Raw genomic sequence first — 18,539 nt, forward strand, 5'->3', positions numbered from 1 at the left:
CCCGGTCGCAGACTTCACGAATAATGATTTATATTCAGCACATCAGAAAAAAACTGATATCCTGAAATGAGTTACACGGTCACATTGAGATCGCAATGAAATATCAACAACTGGAAAATCTTGAAAGCGGCTGGAAATGGAAATATCTGGTAAAGAAGCACCGGGAAGGTGAGCTGATTACCCGCTACATTGAGGCCAGCGCTGCGCAAGCTGCGGTAGATGACTTGCTGACGCTCGAGAATGAACCTGTGCTGGTGCATGCCTGGATTGAGCAGCATATGAATCCGGCGCTGATGAACCGCATGAAGCAGACTATCCGCGCGCGACGGAAACGCCATTTTAACGCTGAGCATCAGCATACGCGTAAGAAGTCTATCGACCTTGAGTTTGTCGTTTGGCAGCGTCTTGCTGGCCTGGCGCAGCGGCGGGGCAAAACCTTGTCTGAAACCATCGTCCAGCTGATTGAAGATGCCGAGCACAAAGAGAAATATGCCAGCAAAATGTCGAGCCTGAAGCACGATCTGCAGGTACTGTTAGGGAAAGAATAGCCAGGTAGGATCGTCGACCCGCCTGCCGGTGGTTGCCCTGGCCGGGGGCTGCTTCACAGCTCTCAGCCGCTGAAGTGGGCGAGAGGGCAATAAAAAAACCCGCCGAAGCGGGTTTTTTTATCGGTTATAACTTAAGCCGCCGGCTGAGTTACAACTTCTTTGTAGCCTTTAACTTCGATCTCTACACGACGATCCGGAGCCAGGCAATCGATCAGGGCAGCGCGAGCTTTCACGTTGTCACAGGTGTTGCCAGTAACCGGGTTGGATTCACCCATGCCGCGAGCGGAGATTTTGCCAGCCGGGATGCCTTTAGCAACCAGGTAGTCAACAACGGACTGAGCACGTTTCTCAGACAGCTGCTGGTTGTAAGCTTCGGAACCGATGCGGTCGGTGTAGCCCAGAACAACAGCGGAACCGTCTTTCGGATCCATGTTGCTCAGCTGAGTGTACAGCTGATCCAGAGCCTGCTGACCTTCCGGTTTCAGGGTAGCTTTGTTGAAGTTGAACAGAACGTCAGACTTCAGGGTGAAGTGCTTGGTAGCCACTTCCGGAGCCGGAGCCGGAGCCGGAGCAACAACCGGTGCAGCATCTTCCTGACCGAAGCGGTAGGAAACGCCCAGGCTCAGCATGCCGTTATCAGGACGGGTACCCACAGTGCCCGCGTCGCCGATGTTGTTAACCCACTGGTATTCCAGACGGGTAGCGATGTCACGAGTAACAGCCCACTCTACGCCGCCAGCAAATACTGGGGAAACGCCAGTGTCGTGTTCGCTACGGGAAACGCCGGTAGAAGCGTAGTTGCCTTTGGAGTCAGCGCGCCAAACCATGCCGCCCAGACGGGTGTAGATGTCCAGATCGTCAGTGATCGGGTAACCCAGTTTAGCGGTCAGCTGAACGCCCTGAGCTTTGAAAGCACCGTTGTCAACGCTGCCTTTATATGCCATACGGCCCAGCCAGTCATAACCCATTTCGAAACCGAGGTACGGGTTAACCTGGTAACCACCAAACGCACCAGCACCAAGCTGATCGTTACGGGTCGGACCGTTGTTGTTCTGGAAACCGTTACCGTAGAAACCGGTGTCGTGATACTGGGACCAACCCAGTTTACCACCTGCATACCAGGTGTTATCTTTCGGAGCGGCCTGCGCTACGGTAGCGAAGCCAGCCAGTGCCACTGCAATCGCGATAGCTGTCTTTTTCATTTTTTGCGCCTCATTATCATCCAAAATTCGCCATGAAGTTACAAAAGACCTCACGGTTAAATCCTTCACCGGGGGCGTGACTTGTTGTTAACTATGCTGATACATGCAGCGTAAGCCGATCACCCCTGGCGATGTAAAGTCTACAACTTAGTTCGAAACTTACAAGTGTGAACTCTGTCAGGCATATGAAAAAAAAGGGTTGTGTACACAATATTTAACAAATATGGTTGATTTTCGTACACGAAAAAAAGACAGAAATCCCCGTGTGGCAGGCATTCCGCGAAAAAGACCATAAAAAACGCTGTACCTTTCCCAGCGGTAAAAAAAATTCCAGGAATAATCCTAATTTCACTCAATGATACAAATTTGAGTGAATTTTTAGCCCGCTGAGTTGTCTGCCGAGCGTGCCCTGATTTCGCACCGGGCGCATGATGAATCCCATCGCGGACCCTACCTGGGCAGCGTTAACGAGACGTTCGTGTTCGTCAGCGGTTAACTCCTCCGCCAGCCAGCAGATAACCACACTATAATTACCCGTGCGCAGGGCACGGATCATTGAGTCTATGGTATGGCTGGGAGAGAGCTGGCTAATTTGCATGACCTTGGACAGCGGCAGACCGGCGGACTGAACCCATTCGCGGCTGAGCTTTTGTTGCGGCGTGAGCCACAGCTGCCAGCGCGACTGTTGACCCAGCTGCTGTAATAAAGGTAGCAGCAATAACTGCGTCATCATGGGTTGATCTTCACGATAGACAATTTCACTGATCAGCCCATTGGTGTTCTGTTCGCCAGAACGATGAGCGTAGTGGCCTGCCGGAGCAGAAGCCTGTGCTGAACGGTTTGCGTGAGCTGAAGTAAACATAGTCTATCCCGCCTTTAGTTACTGTATGCATATACAGTATCTTCGCCAGGGGAAAAGATCAACCGCAATTTGCCATTTTGCTGCCGGGAATTTAATCGCTTCTCGTGGTTCCGTATCTGTCAAGAGAAGCCCCTGCATTATCCAATCCTTAACGCGCGCTAATGGTTTCATTTCTCCCTGTCGATTGCTGCAACGCTTGCGATTTTCTGAAAGCGTCTCGCAAAACCGCATTCTGGTGAAAAAGTCGGCGAAAATCATCTTGCTGCTGCCCGGGAAGTCCCTTATGTTTTCTCTTAGCGGATCCGTTAACAACTTAAGTTTAATTACATGATTAACAAAGGAATGATCATGAGAAAACTAGTTTGTCCGCGGCTCCCGCAATTTCAGGCCTGCGTCTCACCGCTGGGTCAACTGCATACTCGTCCGCTCTTTGGCGGCTACAGCCTGGCTATTGATGATACGGTGTTTGCGATGGTGGCCGAGGGGAACATTTATCTGAAGGCCTGCGAGCAGAGCGCTGCTTATCGGGTGGAACATCGTAATCCTCTGTTAACGCTGCGCCGACACGGCCGCATAGTGCCGCTGAAGTATTATCAAATTGACGACACTTTATGGCGCGATGAGCAGCAGCTTTTTCGGCTATCGCTACTGTCGTGGCAGAGTGCGCAGCGCGAAAAGAACTACCGACGGGCGTCGGGCCGCCTGAAGGATTTACCCAATATCAGCTTTCATATGGAATTGCAGCTGATTCACGCGGGCATACCGGACGTTAGGACGTTGCGGGAAGTTGGTGCGCAGGAGGCATGGCTGAGGCTACGCGTAAATAATGCTTCTTTATCGCTGAGCGTATTGCTGGCGCTGGAGGGGGCGATTGCCGGGGTACATGCCGCCGCGCTCCCGACGCCACGGCGTCAGGAGCTTCTCGAATGGGCGGCTACCCGGTAGCGGAAAAGCCTTGTTATTCGGTTTGGGCGTGGACCCGTTGCTGCAGGCGGCAGATTTCAGGCAGCAGCGCCAGCAGCAGGCCAATCTGCTGTAAGACCAAGGGTTCCTTACTGTCCGCGCGCGGTTCCAGATGATGGATCCGGCTTTGCAGGCTGTTCAAAGCCTGTTGCACCCGCTGTTCATCCGCGGGGGTATGATGCAAGGCATCATCCACATAACAGACTGCATCATCCAGCAGGGCGAGGATTTCCGGCGTGGACAGTTTTTCCCGATGCGCGCCAAGAGCGGAGATATAGCTGGTGAACGTGTGGTTGAGGCATAGCAGACGAAAGGCGGTTTCTCGCTGGGTGGCATCCGCGCGTGGTTCAGTCGATAAGTTCGAGACGACGGAGGCCAGCTCAGCATCACGGTTGTAGGCGTCACGACGCGCGACACGGTAGGCCAGCCGGTTGTCGCGGCCCTGATGATACTGCTCCAGAATCGCGTCCAGATAGCGGCAGTTCGCGTTCATTGCCCGGTCCAGCACCCGCGGCAGGTTGCGGAATTTCCAGTCCGGCCAGATGAAGCTGACCGCTGCCCAGGCGATGGCGCAGCCGATCAGCGTATCAATGATACGCGGCAGCGCGACTTCAAAGCCCTCGCCAAGCAGGTTAAAGCACAGCAGCACCAGCAGCGTAATAAACATCGTGGCATGGGCGTACTGCACGTTACGGAAGGCAAAAAACAGCACGCCGGTCAGGACGATCAACAGCAGTTGCCCTTCAACAGAGGGAACCAGCAGCAGGACCGGCAGGCCGATCGCCACCCCAACCAGCGTGCCGATAATCCTTAGCGCCAGGCGATGGCGGGTGGCGTTATAGTTCGGCTGACAGACGAACAGGCTGGTTAGCAGGATCCAGTAGCCATGCTGGAGCCCGGTAAACTGGATAAAGGCATAGCCGGCGCAGAGCACCAACGACATACGTACTGCGTGGCGGAAAAGGGCCGACTCTGGCGACATATTGCGCTGCAGGCGCAGCCAGATATCGCTCAGACCGCCAAGTCTGTCGTCGGCCAGCAGCGTCTCGGTATTACTCCCGGCAGGCGCGGTGGTTTGCACCGATTCAATGGTGGCCAGCTGAGCATCGATAGCGCGCAGGTTATTCAGTAAATACCCTAGGGCGTTGAGCTGCTCGTCGGATGCGCCGCCGGCGCGCACGCGCTCAAGTGCCGCATCGAGATGCATGAACGCCCGTTCAAAATGGGCATCATGCTGATAGGGTTCGCGTAACAGAATCGCCCGCGACAGTTTCTGGCAGGCCTGCGCCTGCATCGAAAGCATTCGCTGGAAACGGAACATCACATCGCTATAGCGAAATTGATCGCGTAGGGTTTGATACTGAATATGCGATGAGCTGGCGCGTTCATGAATATCCTGGGCCACAAAGTAGTACTGCAGGGTGCGGCGGGTGCCGCGCTGGCCCCGATCGCCTCGCAGTCGGGTTAGCAGCGAGACCTTGGTTTGGTTAAGCGTAGCTACCAGCTGGCCATTAGCGAGCGCCAGATCGTACAGCGGCGCCTGGCTCTCATCCTCAAGGTCAGGATCAAACAGCCGGGATTTGAGCTCAAGATAGCGGGCCAGCTGCTCATAGCTACGCGCCAGGTTGTCCTGCAATGGACGAATCGGAAAGATCAGGTGCCCGGACAGCGTCAGCAGGTTGTACCACACTGCCCCCGCCAGCAGGAACAACGGCTGCAGATACCAATGATCGTACAGCGTGACGCCGAGCATGGTGTAGATGGCGATAAGCAGGGCGCCGAAGGCAATGGTCGCATAGCGCTGACCGAGGCCGCCAAGCAAAATAAAGCCGATGGTAGACACGGTTAAACCAAGGGCAAACAGCGGCGGCCACGGAAACAGCAGCTCCACGGAGGCGGAGGCGATAAAAAAGCAAACCAGAGTAATGGCAAGATTACGCAGACGGCCAGCCAGACGGTCGTCAAGGTCGGTCAGAGCCGCAGCCACGACGCCGAGGGTGAGGGGGATGGTCAGTTTGACTTCGCCGATCCACCAGGGAAACAGCGTTGTGCCGCAGAGCGCGATAAAAATTCGTACGTTATAAAGCCAGGCGCTGTTCCAGGTGTAGCGGCGTAGCAGGGGGCTAATCATGTCCGTGTTCCGTTCTGTTACTGAAAGCGACGACGCGCATTGGCTTCACGCGCAGCACGCGCGGTTTCCACAGAAACGACCCGGCGACCCACCGGCCAGAGGGCGATGGCGGCGATTTTGAAATTCGCGATCCCCACCGGGATGCCTATGATAGTCAGGCACTGAGCTATACCGCTGAAAATGTGCATCAGGCAGAGCCACCAGCCGAAAAAAAATGAACCACAGAATGTTCAGAACGGTACCGCCGGCGTTCAGTAGACCGTTTTTGCGCCCCGGCTCGAGCTCGTCAACATGAATCGCCTCGTTACCGTAGGGAAATAACGAAAGGCGAGTGATTTCCCAGCAGGAACGAGTCAGCGGCAGCGTGACGATCAGAATGATGCTGACCAGGGTGGCGAGTAGCCAGCCTAGAGTGGTGGCGAAACCGCCAAGGATAAAGTTCAAAATATTCAGAATGGTACGCATAAAGCCTCGGTTTTGCCCGGTGGATAATAAGACCTGATGATTGTAACGTTTTTTTGCGCTGGAGCACCTGGTCCGGGGCGGTTAAACTGAAAAACAATCCACCCTGATTGAAAATCGACATTATATGGAACTTAAAGCGACAACATTGGGCAAACGCATGGCTCAGCACCCTTATGATCGGGTGCAGCTACTGAACGCCGGGGTAAAAGTTTCCGGCGATCGTCATGAGTATCTTATACCTTTCAATCAGTTATTGTCAGTGCATTGTAAGCGCGGTCTGGTCTGGGGCGAACTGGAGTTTGTGCTACCGGACGCGAAAGTCGTGCGTTTGCACGGTACCGAGTGGAGCGAAACGCAGCGCTTTTATCATCATTTACATACGCTCTGGCAGCAGTGGAGCACGGAGATGAGCGATATCGCCGCCGGCGTGCTGAAGCAGCAGCTGGCGACGATCGAGCACACTCGCGCAGAAGGCAAGTGGCTAACCCGTCAGCAGGTGGCGGATGTTCAGGATAATATACGCCATGCGTTGACTGGTTTGCCGATGCCCACCAGTCGGCTTGATGCCTTTGATAACTGCCGGGAGCTGTGGCGGGAGTGTCAGCGCTGGTTAGGCGATATTGAAGCGACGCGTCTGGCCCATAACCAGGCCTTTACCGAGGCGATGCTGGAGCAATATCGCGAATTTTTTGATAGCGTTGAGTCGTCCCCGCTCAATGCGTCACAAGCGCGTGCGGTAGTGAACGGCGAGCGCTCCCTGCTGGTGCTGGCGGGAGCGGGCAGCGGTAAAACCTCGGTACTGGTGGCGCGAGCGGGCTGGCTGCTGGCGCGGGGAGAAGCCGCGGCAGATCAAATTTTGCTGCTGGCATTCGGCCGCCAGGCGGCGCAGGAAATGGATGAGCGGATCCGCGAGCGTCTGGCATCAGATGATATTACCGCGCGTACTTTCCATTCGCTGGCGTTGCATATTATTCAGCAGGGCAGCAAAAAAGTGCCCACTATCAGTAAGCTGGAAAGCGATACTGCGGCCCGCCACGCATTGCTGCTGAAAAGCTGGCAAAAGCAGTGCCAGGAGAAAAAAGCGCAGGCGAAAGGTTGGCGCCTGTGGCTGGAAGAAGAGATGGGCTGGCAACTGCCGGAGGGGGACTTCTGGCAGGACAAAAAGGTGCAGCGGCGGATGGCCAGCCGGCTTGACCGCTGGGTGAGCCTGATGCGCATGCACGGCGGCTCCCAGGCGGAGATGATTGCCGGGGCGCCGGAAGCGGTACGCGACCTGTTCAGTAAACGGGTGAAGCTGATGTCGCCTCTGATGAAAGACTGGAAAGCGGCGCTCAAGGCCGAGAATGCGGTCGATTTTTCCGGCCTGATCCATCAGGCGGTCAATATTCTCGATAAAGGCCGCTTCGTCAGCCCATGGAAACACATTCTGGTGGATGAATTTCAAGATATTTCGCCGCAGCGAGCCTCGCTGTTGGCCGCGTTACGCCGGCAGAATAGCCAAACCACGCTCTTTGCCGTCGGGGATGACTGGCAGGCGATCTATCGGTTCAGCGGGGCGCAGCTTTCTCTGACCACCGCATTCAACCACTACTTTGGCGAAGGGGATTGCTGTGCGCTGGATACCACCTATCGCTTTAACGGGCGTATCGGCGAAATAGCCAATGGCTTTATCCAGCAAAATCCGCATCAGTTAAGCAAACCGCTGAACAGCCTTATGGCAGGTGATAAAAAGGCCGTCACGCTGTTAGCCGACGACAAGCTGGACGATCTTCTGGATAAGCTGAGCGGTTACGTTAAGCCCGAGCAGCGCATCCTGCTGCTTGCCCGTTATCACCATCTGAAGCCTGAGGCGCTCAACAAAGCGGCGACGCGCTGGCCGCACCTGCAGCTTGATTTTATGACGATTCATGCCAGCAAAGGTCAGCAGGCTGACTTTGTCATTGTGTTGGGACTACAGGATGGGGAGGATGCGTTTCCGGCCCCGGCGCGCGAGTCGATTATGGAGCAGGCGCTCCTGCCGCAGCCGGAAGATTTTCCGGATGCGGAGGAGCGTAGACTGTTGTACGTGGCGCTCACCCGCGCTCGTCACCGGGTATGGCTGTTATTTAACAAGGCGCAACCTTCGCCGTTTGTCGAGATCCTGCAGGCGCTGGATGTGCCCGTGGCCAGGAAGCCGTAATCGCGGCTCGATTATTTCAGGCGCTCGGCAAGATAGCGTGGATAATCCGGGATCAGAATATCGAGCGGTTGACCGAAGTGCGGCGACTGGATAATAAAGTCAGCGGTGGAGACGTTAGTGGCGACCGGAATGTTCCAGACGGTGGCCAGGCGCAGCAACGCTTTGACATCCGGGTCGTGGGGAACGGCGTTCAGCGGATCCCAGAAGAAGATCAGCACGTCGATTTTGCCTTCTGAAATGAGGGCACCCACCTGCTGGTCGCCGCCCATCGGACCGCTCAGCATGGCATTAACCTCCAGGCCGGTAGCCCGGGAGACGAGATTACCGGTAGTGCCGGTAGCATACAAAATATGTTGCGCCAGCAGCGCCTGATGGCGAGCAACCCATTTCATCAGCATATCTTTGCAGTGATCGTGAGCCACCAGCGCGATATGTTTTTGCGCAGGCAGGGTACGTGTTGTCAGTTCCATATTTTCATTCCACATTTTGACCTGCAAACAGATTACTGAATGTGGCTGTCGCTGCAAGCATCGGGGATGAAAATTTTGCTGAATCTGTGGGTTAGGCTGGATGGCCCCCTGCTGCGGATTAGCATACACTTAAGTGAAATAGCAGGAGGAAACCATGAAAGAGAATGATATTGCTGGCATCCTGACCTCGACACGGACGATTGCGCTGGTCGGAGCCAGCGACAAGCCTGACCGTCCGAGCTACCGGGTCATGAAGTATCTGCTGGATCAGGGGTATCACGTTATCCCGGTTTCGCCGAAGGTGGCGGGCAAGACGCTGCTGGGACAACAGGGGTATGCGACGCTCGCCGACGTTCCGGAAAAGGTCGACATGGTTGATGTCTTCCGTAATTCAGAAGCGGCGTGGGGTGTAGCGCAGGAGGCGATAGCCATCGGCGCGAAAACGCTATGGCTGCAGCTGGGGGTGATCAATGAGCAGGCTGCGGTGCTGGCCAGGGAAGCCGGATTGAACGTGGTGATGGATCGTTGCCCGGCCATTGAGCTACCGCGACTGGGATTAGCAAAATAACAAAAAACCCCGCCTGGCGGGGTTTTGTTTTAGTTGCGAAGGCGCGGAGCCTGCAGCTGCTGACGAATCGTTTTGGCCAGTTCGTCAAGGGACGGCTGTTCCGGGTGTTCGTCGCGGGTTTCGCTGCTCAGCTGCGCTTCTGCCAGATAGGTGTGAATCGGCTGGCCATCATCATCTTCCATCACCACATGGTACCAGGGCGCCGCGCGCAGTTCGTCATTGGCGGCAATTTCATCCTCTTCCGGCTCCGCGAGCGAATACTCGGGATCGACATCGACGATGACGCCCAGGTAGCCCAAGAGCGTATGGCGGACCTGTTGGCCGATACCGAATTTGCTGGCTATCATAGGCACCTCCTGGGAAACATGAATACTCCCTATATGAGGCTCATGTTTCGTTTTTCAAGTTACATGACGCGACAGGCAAACCCCTTCAGATACAGCCCTTCCGGGTAGGTTGCGATCACCGGGTGGTCGGCAGCCTGACGGAACTGTTCTATAAATTGTACATCACGCCCGGCATCAATTGCGGCATCGGCGATGATTTTCTGAAATAAATCGGTGGTCATCAGCCCGGAGCAGGAGAATGTCAGCAGCACGCCGCCGGGGTTCAGCAGCTGGATCGCCAGCATATTGATATCTTTATAGCCGCGGCAGGCGCCCATCAGCTGGCTTTTATTTTCCACGAACTTCGGCGGATCCATCACGATCACGTCGAATTTCTCTCCCTGATCGCGGTATTTACGCAGCAGTTTGAACACGTCGTCGCGCACAAACTCCGCTTTGGACAGATCCAGTCCGTTGATCTCCACGTTCTGGCGGGCAACGTCGAGCGCCTCCTGAGAGGTATCCACGCTGGTGACCTGGCGGCAGCCGCCCATCAGCGCCGACACCGCAAAGCCGCCGGTGTAGGAGAAGCAGTTCAGCACCCGTTTATCCGCGACATAGCGGCGGGTGGCCAGGCGGCTGTCGCGCTGGTCGAGGTAGTAGCCGGTCTTGTGCCCGCCCTGGATATCGACCAACAGCTTCATGCCGTGCTCGGTGATCGGCAGCAGCGCCGGGGGCAGTTCGCCCACCACCGGCCCCTGGGCCAGCTCCAGTCCCTCTTTTTTACGCACGGCGACATCGCTGCGATCGTAAATGGCGCAGTCCGGGAACAGGTTCTGCAGGGCGCTGATGATGGCGGCGCGCTGGTATTCGGCGCCTGCGCTGAGCAGCTGCAGCACGAAAAAGTTGCCAAAGCGGTCGATAGTGACGCCCGGCAGGCCATCGGACTCGCCGGCGATCAGGCGGTAGCTGTCGAGGCCATCGCGCTCGGCCAGCCAGGCACGCCAGGTTTGCGCCTGCTGCAGACGGCGTTCAAAGAAGGCGCTATCGATGGCTTCATTGCGGTCGAAGGTCCACACGCGGGCGCGGATCTGCGACGACGGCGAGTAAGCGCCGCGGGCCAGCCATTTTCCCTGATGGTCAACGATATCGATGGTTTCACCGCTGCGGGCTTTACCTTCCATGCGGGCGACGCCGCCGGAGAATATCCACGGATGGCGACGCAGCAGGGATTTCTCGCGTCCTTTGGCTAACACTAAGCGGGGGAATAGGGAATCTGTCATGGGGCTACCTTTAAGCAACGGGAATGTCGGCACCGAAAATGGCGCGTAGATTAGCACACCTGGCGCACGCAAGCATCTTTCGCCCGGCAGGCACAGGTGAGCGTTTCGGCACAAAATGCAGGCGCTTCGGCACATTCAGCTGGTGCGGACTCTCATACCCTGTTTTCTCACCCCAACGAGGAGCAGACGATGAAAACAGGTATCCGCATGGCTGTGGCGATGGTAGCGGCTGTGAGCAGCGGCGCGATGGCCGCGCCGTTTAGCGTAAGCAGCAATGATATGCGTGACGGGCAGCCGCTGGCCCAGCAGCACTGGTTTGCCGGTTTCGGCTGTACCGGAGGCAATGTCTCTCCGCAGCTGGCATGGAAAAACGCCCCGGCGGGCACGCGCAGCTTCGCGGTCACCGTCCAGGATCCCGATGCGCCTACCGGCAGCGGCTGGTGGCACTGGACGGTGGTCAATATCGCCAGCAGCGTCTTTTCGCTGCCCGCTGGCGCGGGAGATAAAAACAGCGCTACACTGCCGGGCGGAGCGGTCCAGGGCCGCAACGATTTTGGCTATGCCGGCTTCGGCGGCGCCTGTCCGCCGGCGGGAGATAAACCGCACCGCTATCGCTTTACGGTATGGGCGCTGGATGTCCCCACGCTGCCGGTGGATGCCGGGGCCAGCGGGGCGCTGGTCGGCTATCTGTTACATAGCCATGCTCTCGCCAGCGCACAGTTGACGGCGATGGCCGGGCGTTAAAATAAAAGGTTGGTCTGATGGAGAGTATCCACTTTCAGCATAACGCCTTAACCGCGGCGGAGATCACCACCCGACGGCTATGCAGACTGCATCGCGTGCGGCTGTTCTCCCCGGCGCTCTGTCGGGTGAAACGCGGCAGCAAAGTGATTGTGCAAGGGGAGAGCCGGGTGCTGGCGACTCCGCAACAGCTGATTGTTTTGCCAGCTGACGTGGAACTGGAGGTGATTAACCAGCCGGAGAATGGCCTCTTTTGCTCCGATCTGCTATCGCTGACGCCCGAGTTGCTGACGAGGTTTAAGACTCGTTATCTCAGCGAACCACCGCCAGGGCGCCTGACCTCGCTCTGCGCACCGGTGACGACAGAGCTGGCGTTTATGTGGCAAAGCGTTCTGCAGGCGGTGCGGGAGGGATTGTCCGTCGCGCTGCAGCAGCACCAGACCATGGGACTGCTGCTGGCCCTGTATGAGGCTGGCTATGCGGGCCCGCTGCTCGTCGAGCGGCAGCAGGATCTGTCGGCGCAGGTGCGGCAGCTGATTATGCTGTCGCCGGCGCAGGCATGGAGCGTGTCGCGGGTGGCGAAAATGCTCTTTCTCGGCGAGTCCACGCTGCGCCGTCGGCTGCAGCAGGAATCGCAGAGTTTTCGCCAGATCGTCGAGGAGGTGCGGATGGCCCACGCCCTGGGGCAGCTGCAGACCACCTCGCGGCCAATAGGCGAAATTGCGCAGAACAGCGGATATCAGTCGGGATCGCGCTTTACCGCGCGCTTCCGTCAGCATTATGGTTTACTGCCGAAGCATGTACGCTGAGCGAATTTGCTATCCTCAGCGTATAGCGTGAGCGAAAAGGAGATGATTATGGCCAGTATCTGCACAATGGCATGGGTTTACGGTTCGGTTCAGGGCGTGGGATTTCGCTATTCCACGCAGCGGGAAGCGCTGCAGCTGGGGGTGACCGGTTATGCCCGTAATCTGGATGACGGCGGGGTGGAAGTGCTTGCCTGCGGCGAGGCGGAGCAGGTGGAAAAACTCATCGCCTGGCTGAAAGCCGGGGGGCCGCGCAGCGCGCGGGTTGACCGAGTGTTAACCGAGCCCCATCAACCCACCCGCAGCTGGGACAAATTCGCGATCCTCTATTAGATGCACTTCACCGGCTTCGGCAAGCCGGCGATTTTGGTCGCCTGTTTGGCGGGTCCTTTCGGGAACAGGCGATAGAGATAGCGGCTGTTGCCTTTCTCTTCGCCAAACTTGTTGGCCATCGCCTTGACCAGCATACGGATCGCCGGAGAGGTGTTAAATTCAAGGTAAAACTCGCGCACAAAGCGCACTACTTCCCAGTGTTCAACGGCGAGCGTTATCCCTTCCTGCGCGGCAATGACTTCCGCCATCGCCTCGCTCCACTGGGTGGTATCTTTCAGATAGCCTTCGCTATCCGTTTCAATTTCGTTGCCTTCAAAAATAAACATGATTTTTCACATACCGCCTGAAACTGGCCGCAGTGTAGCAAAAAAAAAGGCCCCGCATAAGCGAGGCCTCTGTTAAGCAGGGAAGCGGTTAGTCCCGGCTGGCGAAGCCCAGGATGCTCAGCAGGCTGACAAAGATGTTGTACAGCGAGACATACAGACTGACCGTCGCGCGGATATAGTTGGTTTCACCGCCGCGGATAATGTTGCTGGTCTCGAACAGGATGGCGCCCGAAGAGATCAGGATGAACACCGCGCTAATCGCCAGGTGCAGCGCCGGCAGCTGCAGGAACAGGTTAGCGACCATACCAATCAGGACGACCACCACGCCGGCCATCAGCATCCCGCCAAGGAATGACATGTCTTTACGCGTCGTCAGCACATAGGCCGAGCAGCAGAAGAAGACCAGCGCCGTGCCGCCCAGCGCCAGGCCGATTAAATCGCCCATGCCGGCAGAAAGATACGCGTTCAGCATCGGCCCAAGGATATAGCCGAGGAACCCGGTGAAGGCGAAGGCGGAAATAATCCCGGTGGGTTTATTCGCCGTTTTGTAGGTCAGGAACATCAGACCGTACATCCCCACGAGGGTCAAAATGAGACCCGGCGAAGGTAGCATCAGCACTGTGCTGGCGGTGGCGGTGATAGCGGAAAACGCCAGCGTCAGGCTGAGCAGGAAGTAGGTGTTACGCAGAACCTTGTGCGTGCTGAGCAGCGAGGAACGGTCACGCGATGATGTAATTATGCGATCCATGAGTCACTCTCTTATGACAGATGTAATTAGGGATAAAGAATAAGAAAAACAAGCGTGAAGCCCTAATGCTTTTACCCATCTTTACTTAGTTTTTTACCGCTTTTTGCCTGGCATAAAATTCTATATAGATAGGGAAAAGCGATATATTTTCGCTTTTCGCGTCGCTGAGCCGATCGAAATCTTATAGGTCACTGAAAAATATTGCCTTATTGCAGTTCTGCGACTAAGTGTGGAAGAGGGGGATTACCCCGTACGTCAAAGGCAAAGGGAAATGACATTACACAAAAAAAATCACATCACCCGAACACTCCTGGCTGTCAGTATGCTGGCTATGAGCGGCGGGGCGCTGGCGGCGCAGGTGCCGCCGGGCACCCAGCTGGCGGAAAAGCAGGAGCTGGTCAGAAATAACGGCAGTGAACCGGCGTCACTCGATCCGCATAAAGTCGAGAGCGATGTTGAATTCAATATCATTAGCGATCTCTTTGAAGGGCTGGTTAACGTGTCGCCAGCGGGAGCGATCCAGCCGCGACTGGCGGAACGCTGGGAAAACAAAGACAACCTGTTATGGACCTTTCATTTACGCCCCGGTCTGACCTGGTCCGACAGCACGGCCATTACAGCGCAGGATATCGTCTGGAGCTGGCAACGACTGGTCTCGCCGGCAACAGCCTCCCCCTACGCGAGCTACCCTGGCAATATGCATATCGCCAACGCCCGCGAGATTGCCCTCGGGCAAAAGGGACCCGAGACGTTGGGGGTGAAAGCGCTGAACGACACCACGCTACAGGTCACTCTGACCCAGCCGAATGCCGCCTTCCTGGCGATGCTGGCGCACCCTTCGCTGGTACCGATCGACAAAGTGCTGGTGGAGCGGTATGCCGATAAATGGACCCGACCAGAGCATATCGTCACCAGCGGCCCGTATAAGCTGTCCCAATGGGTGGTGAATGAGCGGCTGGTGGCTGAACGTAATGCAAAGTACTGGGATAATGCGCATACCGTTATTAATAAAGTGACTTACCTGCCAATCTCTTCGGAGGCCGCCGATGTCAACCGCTACAAAGCAGGGGAGATTGATATTGTCTATACGGTGCCGATCAATCAGTTTGCGCAGTTGCAGAAAACCATGGGCGACCAGCTGGACGTTTCGCCGCAGCTGGCGACCTATTACTACGAATTCAATACTACCCGGCCGCCGTTTAACGACGCCCGTGTGCGTCGCGCGCTGAATATGGCGCTTGATAAAGATATCATTGCCGGAAAAGTGCTTGGCCAGGGCCAGCGCCCGGCCTGGCTGATCGGTCAGCCGGATATCGGCGGCGTGACGCTGCATAACCCGGACTACGCCAGCTGGCCGCGTGAGAAACGGATTGCCGAGGCGAAAAAACTGCTGGCGCAGGCGGGGTATGATGAAAGCCATCCGCTGGTCTTTACCCTGCTCTATAACACCTCTGAGTCGCACCAGCGTATCGCCATTGCCGCCAGCTCTATGTGGAAGAAAAACCTCGGCGTCGAGGCGAAGCTACAGAACCAGGAGTGGAAGACGATGCTGGATACCATGCATACGCATAACTTCGACGCCGTCCGCTACGCGTGGATTGCCGACTACGACGATGCCGCCACCTTCCTCAATACTTTCCGTACCGGGGATAGCGAGAACACCAGTCAGTACAGCAACCCTGCTTACGATGAGGCCCTGCGCAATGCGGCGAAAGCCTCCGACGTGGCGACCCGGGGCAAATACTATCAGCAGGCGGAAGATCTGCTGGCGCAGGATGTTCCCGCCATTCCGGTCTATCACTATGTACGTACCCATCTGGTGAAACCTTGGGTAGGGGGCTTCACGCCGGATAAGCTGGGGTATTACTACACCAAAGACATGTACATTAAAAAACACCCATCCGCCAGCGGCGATGGGCGTTGATTTTCTGTGCAAACTGCCTGAAATTCAGACGAATAACACAAAATTGTTTGTTTTTAAGGCGGTTGATCAAAATGATGCTTTACAGCATCCGCCGAGGTGTTTATAGTGCGCCTCACACCGGAAGTGTGGCCGAGCGGTTGAAGGCACCGGTCTTGAAAACCGGCGACCCGAAAGGGTTCCAGAGTTCGAATCTCTGCGCTTCCGCCATATAAAAGAAGGGGTTACCGAAAGGTAACCCCTTCTTGCTTTGTCCGGTCGGTCGTGCATGACCCGGACAGCGACCGACGACGTTTTCATTCCCACAGCGCTGACGGATACATAGCCCGTCGCATGGCAGGAATTTTCACAACGCCCGCTTATTCTTCGACAATCCGCGCCTTCGGTTTGCTCAGCAGGAGCATGACCAGCGCGACGTAGGGCATTGGCTTCCAGAAATAGTAGCCCTGCAGCAGATGAATATTCTGGCGATTAAGATAATCCCGTTGGGCCTCGGTTTCGACGCCCTCGGCAATGATGCGCAGTGACAGCGTCCGCGCCATCTCTATCACGCAGTCCAGCAGCTTGCTTGCCGGCGCCTCCCCGGTTACCCGGCCGACAAAACTCTGATCGATTTTGATATAGTCGAAAATCAGCTCGTGGAGACAGGAAAGCCCGGAATAGCCGGTGCCAAAGTCGTCCAGCGCGATGGAAAACCCGCGGGAGTGTAACGTATTGAGCTTGTCCACAACCGCCCCGTTGAGCAACAGCGGCTCCTGCTCCGTGATCTCCAGCATCAGCTTCACCGCTTTACCCTCAAAGCCGCGCTGATAGTGCAGGCAGTCATCGATAAACGTCGGCGCGTTAATATGTGACACGCTGATATTCAGGCCAATATGAAACCCATCCGGTAGTTTACTAAAGAGTGGTCTCATCTGCGCGTTGACCTGCGCCATCAGGCTGCGGGTTAGGGGAATAATTAAGCCGGTACGTTCGGCCAACGGAATAAATTCCGCGGGCGAGCGCGCTGGCGTCGTGCTGTTTTGCCAGCGGGCGAGGTAAATACCTCCTGGTGTGGGTCCGCAGCCAGCGGCTTAACATCGCCATATCTGGCAATCATTTGGTTCTGCACCCAGAGTGCCAGCCCGTTGTCATCGGTATCGCTATATAGCGCATCGCGCAGATGGATGTCGCTGATCGTGACAATCACCCTGATCGGCGCTAAGCGCGTCTGATAGATCAGCACCGGCCGCTTATTGACCATCATTCTGGCCGGGAGCAGTAACAGAGGGTCATCAGGCAAAGACTCAGGGCTAAGTGTCAGGACCCGGTTGCCAGTTAATGACGAACACGCCAGCAAGAAATACCATCAGCGCCAGGGAAAAGGCAATCACTCGCAGCCGGTGGATGAAGAGACGGCGTTGTTTCTTGGCGATCGCACCGTCAGCCAGGCCGCGTGGCAGCCCGGCGCGATGGTGCGACTGACGGTCAGCGGCAAGGCGCGGGTATTTAGCGGCTAATCCCTGAGCAGGCGGCGCCGGCTATCGCCGGTGCCGCACAGAAAGCTAATCAGGCGGAGGATGAAGCCGATAGTATCCGCGCCACTGACCTCGTCGCCATGGAGTGGTAGTACGTTGGAACAATTCCGCGGGGTCAGTCCATCTCACCGCCGTTTTGCCGGTGTGCGCTTTACAAATCCAGCACTAACCGGCCGCCTTTGGCGCGCGAGCAGCAGATCAGCATACTCTGCTGGCTGGCTTTCTCTTCCTCGCTGTAATACTGATCGCGGTGGTCGGCTTCCCCCTCCAGAATCATCGTTTCGCAGGTGCCGCACACCCCTTCTCGGCACAGGCATTCGACCTTCGCCGCTTTGTTATTCTCGATCACCTGCAAAATGGTCATATCCTGCGGCACGGTAAATTCGCGTCCGGAACGCGCCAGCACCAGGGTAAATGCCTCTCCGCTTTTATCCTCAAGGATAAACTGCTCAAAGTGCAGCTGGCTGGCGGGCACCTGATGGCGTTCGGCGGCGGCTTTCACCGCCTCGTTAAGCGCCGCTGGGCCGCAGGTATACACGTGGGTTCCTGGCTCGAGGTCGGCGAACAGGCGCGGTAGGTCGAGACGGCTGCCGAGCGCTGATACATGAACATTGACCCGATCGCGCCACGGCGCTGCGCTGAGCGCATCGGCGAAAGCATTACTGTCGGCGTCGTGAAAACAGTAATGCAGCTGCCAGTCGGCCTGCCGCTGTTCCAGTTCCGGAATATGCGATAAGAATGGCGTAATGCCGATGCCGCCGGCGATCAGCAGATGTTTTCGCGCCTGTGGTTCGATGGCGAACAGATTGTTGGGCGTGGACACCGTCAGGGTATCGCCCGGGCGCACCCGCTGGTGCATAAAACGCGAGCCGCCTTTGGAAGGCGACTCAAGACGCACCGCAATCTGCCAGCTGGTGGTATCCAGCGGCGAGCTCATTAGCGAATAGGCGTTACTGTAGCGCTGCTCGCCATCCTGCATCTGGACGATAATATGGCTGCCGCCGCTGAATGCCGGCAGCGGGGCGCCGGTCGGCGACACCAGCGTAAAACGCTTCACAAGAGGGGTGATCTGTTCAACATCGCGAACGACCGCCTCAAACATTTGATAATCAGACATCGCTGAACTCCATCAAAAAATCCCGGCGTGGCT

Annotated in this window: 21 protein-coding genes, 1 tRNA gene and 1 other annotated feature; of the genes, 10 read left to right on the forward strand and 12 right to left on the reverse strand. The window is 56.6% G+C overall.

The annotated features are described in order from the left end of the window. Window positions 1–95 precede the first annotated feature (95 nt). Entirely contained in the window at window positions 96–548 is a 453-nt protein-coding gene (locus KPHS_18640) for a macrodomain Ter protein MatP (RefSeq protein YP_005226164.1), read from the forward strand. 131 nt (window positions 549–679) lie between these two features. Here the strand turns inward: KPHS_18640 and KPHS_18650 are convergent, their stop codons facing one another. Beyond that, window positions 680–1,774, reverse strand: a complete 1,095-nt coding sequence (locus KPHS_18650) for an outer membrane protein A (RefSeq protein YP_005226165.1) — start codon at window positions 1,772–1,774, stop codon at window positions 680–682. Between the two features lie 328 nt (window positions 1,775–2,102). Then, window positions 2,103–2,612, reverse strand: coding sequence for an SOS cell division inhibitor (locus tag KPHS_18660; RefSeq protein YP_005226166.1), 510 nt, complete (start codon window positions 2,610–2,612; stop codon window positions 2,103–2,105). A 348-nt stretch (window positions 2,613–2,960) separates the two neighbouring features. Here KPHS_18660 and KPHS_18670 point away from each other — a divergent pair, with 348 nt between their 5' ends. Further along, window positions 2,961–3,557: a competence activator protein Sxy gene (locus KPHS_18670; RefSeq protein ID YP_005226167.1), complete on the forward strand. Its 597-nt coding sequence runs from the start codon at window positions 2,961–2,963 to the stop codon at window positions 3,555–3,557. A 13-nt stretch (window positions 3,558–3,570) separates the two neighbouring features. On the opposite strand, the gene KPHS_18680 is transcribed toward KPHS_18670, so the two are convergent. Together KPHS_18680 and KPHS_18690 are read right to left on the reverse strand one after the other, a co-directional pair. Further along, window positions 3,571–5,706 (reverse strand): putative PET-family efflux transport protein, encoded by a 2,136-nt coding sequence (locus tag KPHS_18680; RefSeq protein YP_005226168.1) that lies wholly within the window; start codon window positions 5,704–5,706, stop codon window positions 3,571–3,573. A gap of 17 nt (window positions 5,707–5,723) precedes the next feature. Next, entirely contained in the window at window positions 5,724–5,894 is a 171-nt protein-coding gene (locus KPHS_18690; RefSeq protein YP_005226169.1) for a hypothetical protein, read from the reverse strand. 401 nt (window positions 5,895–6,295) lie between these two features. Here KPHS_18690 and KPHS_18700 point away from each other — a divergent pair, with 401 nt between their 5' ends. Continuing rightward, window positions 6,296–8,350, forward strand: a complete 2,055-nt coding sequence (locus KPHS_18700) for a DNA helicase IV (RefSeq protein ID YP_005226170.1) — start codon at window positions 6,296–6,298, stop codon at window positions 8,348–8,350. Window positions 8,351–8,361: 11 nt separating this feature from the next. Here the strand turns inward: KPHS_18700 and KPHS_18710 are convergent, their stop codons facing one another. Beyond that, window positions 8,362–8,835: a methylglyoxal synthase gene (locus tag KPHS_18710; RefSeq protein YP_005226171.1), complete on the reverse strand. Its 474-nt coding sequence runs from the start codon at window positions 8,833–8,835 to the stop codon at window positions 8,362–8,364. A 139-nt stretch (window positions 8,836–8,974) separates the two neighbouring features. Between KPHS_18710 and KPHS_18720 the strand changes: the two genes are divergently transcribed. Continuing rightward, entirely contained in the window at window positions 8,975–9,388 is a 414-nt protein-coding gene (locus KPHS_18720) for a putative CoA-binding protein (protein YP_005226172.1), read from the forward strand. Between the two features lie 29 nt (window positions 9,389–9,417). Here KPHS_18720 and KPHS_18730 read toward each other — a convergent pair whose 3' ends face one another. Both KPHS_18730 and KPHS_18740 read right to left on the reverse strand, forming a co-directional pair. Further along, entirely contained in the window at window positions 9,418–9,735 is a 318-nt protein-coding gene (locus tag KPHS_18730) for a putative inner membrane protein (protein YP_005226173.1), read from the reverse strand. A gap of 59 nt (window positions 9,736–9,794) precedes the next feature. Beyond that, the gene (locus KPHS_18740) at window positions 9,795–10,970 is read right to left on the reverse strand and encodes a methyltransferase (protein ID YP_005226174.1); all 1,176 of its coding nucleotides are present in this window, start codon (window positions 10,968–10,970) and stop codon (window positions 9,795–9,797) included. Between the two features lie 216 nt (window positions 10,971–11,186). Here KPHS_18740 and KPHS_18750 point away from each other — a divergent pair, with 216 nt between their 5' ends. The 3 genes from KPHS_18750 to KPHS_18770 are packed head-to-tail and all read left to right on the forward strand — an operon-like array spanning window position 11,187 to window position 12,877. After that, window positions 11,187–11,741 carry a putative outer membrane protein gene (locus tag KPHS_18750; RefSeq protein YP_005226175.1) on the forward strand — a complete coding sequence of 185 codons (555 nt, stop codon included), beginning with the start codon at window positions 11,187–11,189 and terminating at the stop codon, window positions 11,739–11,741. A 17-nt stretch (window positions 11,742–11,758) separates the two neighbouring features. Then, complete coding sequence (locus tag KPHS_18760) at window positions 11,759–12,547, forward strand: AraC family transcription regulator (RefSeq protein YP_005226176.1); 789 nt, start codon at window positions 11,759–11,761, stop codon at window positions 12,545–12,547. Between the two features lie 48 nt (window positions 12,548–12,595). After that, on the forward strand, window positions 12,596–12,877 hold the full coding sequence (locus KPHS_18770) for an acylphosphatase (protein YP_005226177.1): 282 nt from the start codon (window positions 12,596–12,598) through the stop codon (window positions 12,875–12,877). Here the strand turns inward: KPHS_18770 and KPHS_18780 are convergent. Next, window positions 12,874–13,203, reverse strand: coding sequence for a sulfurtransferase TusE (locus tag KPHS_18780; protein YP_005226178.1), 330 nt, complete (start codon window positions 13,201–13,203; stop codon window positions 12,874–12,876). The two genes, KPHS_18770 and KPHS_18780, sit on opposite strands and share 4 nt — an antisense overlap. 88 nt (window positions 13,204–13,291) lie before the next feature. Then, complete coding sequence (locus tag KPHS_18790; RefSeq protein ID YP_005226179.1) at window positions 13,292–13,951, reverse strand: FtsH protease modulator YccA; 660 nt, start codon at window positions 13,949–13,951, stop codon at window positions 13,292–13,294. 322 nt (window positions 13,952–14,273) lie between these two features. Here KPHS_18790 and KPHS_18800 point away from each other — a divergent pair, with 322 nt between their 5' ends. Both KPHS_18800 and KPHS_t00360 read left to right on the forward strand, forming a co-directional pair. Further along, on the forward strand, window positions 14,274–15,875 hold the full coding sequence (locus KPHS_18800; protein YP_005226180.1) for a putative extracellular solute-binding protein: 1,602 nt from the start codon (window positions 14,274–14,276) through the stop codon (window positions 15,873–15,875). Between the two features lie 119 nt (window positions 15,876–15,994). Next, a tRNA-Ser gene (locus KPHS_t00360) sits at window positions 15,995–16,082 on the forward strand. 149 nt (window positions 16,083–16,231) lie between these two features. On the opposite strand, the gene KPHS_18810 is transcribed toward KPHS_t00360, so the two are convergent. Next, complete coding sequence (locus KPHS_18810) at window positions 16,232–16,852, reverse strand: diguanylate phosphodiesterase (protein YP_005226181.1); 621 nt, start codon at window positions 16,850–16,852, stop codon at window positions 16,232–16,234. After that, window positions 16,232–17,118 (reverse strand) — a sequence feature (potential frameshift: common BLAST hit: gi|288936234|ref|YP_003440293.1| diguanylate phosphodiesterase). (Overlaps the previous gene by 621 nt.) After that, on the reverse strand, window positions 16,831–17,118 hold the full coding sequence (locus KPHS_18820; RefSeq protein ID YP_005226182.1) for a hypothetical protein: 288 nt from the start codon (window positions 17,116–17,118) through the stop codon (window positions 16,831–16,833). Its footprint overlaps the feature before it by 288 nt. The genes KPHS_18810 and KPHS_18820 overlap by 22 nt, the downstream gene beginning before the upstream one ends. 64 nt (window positions 17,119–17,182) lie before the next feature. Here KPHS_18820 and KPHS_18830 point away from each other — a divergent pair, with 64 nt between their 5' ends. Beyond that, on the forward strand, window positions 17,183–17,371 hold the full coding sequence (locus tag KPHS_18830; RefSeq protein ID YP_005226183.1) for an iron(III)-transport ATP-binding protein: 189 nt from the start codon (window positions 17,183–17,185) through the stop codon (window positions 17,369–17,371). Between the two features lie 169 nt (window positions 17,372–17,540). Here the strand turns inward: KPHS_18830 and KPHS_18840 are convergent, their stop codons facing one another. Further along, window positions 17,541–18,506, reverse strand: coding sequence for a putative diogenase subunit beta (locus KPHS_18840; RefSeq protein YP_005226184.1), 966 nt, complete (start codon window positions 18,504–18,506; stop codon window positions 17,541–17,543). Between the last annotated feature and the right edge of the window lie 33 nt (window positions 18,507–18,539).

The organism is Klebsiella pneumoniae subsp. pneumoniae HS11286 (assembly GCF_000240185.1).
Classification (GTDB): domain Bacteria; phylum Pseudomonadota; class Gammaproteobacteria; order Enterobacterales; family Enterobacteriaceae; genus Klebsiella; species Klebsiella pneumoniae.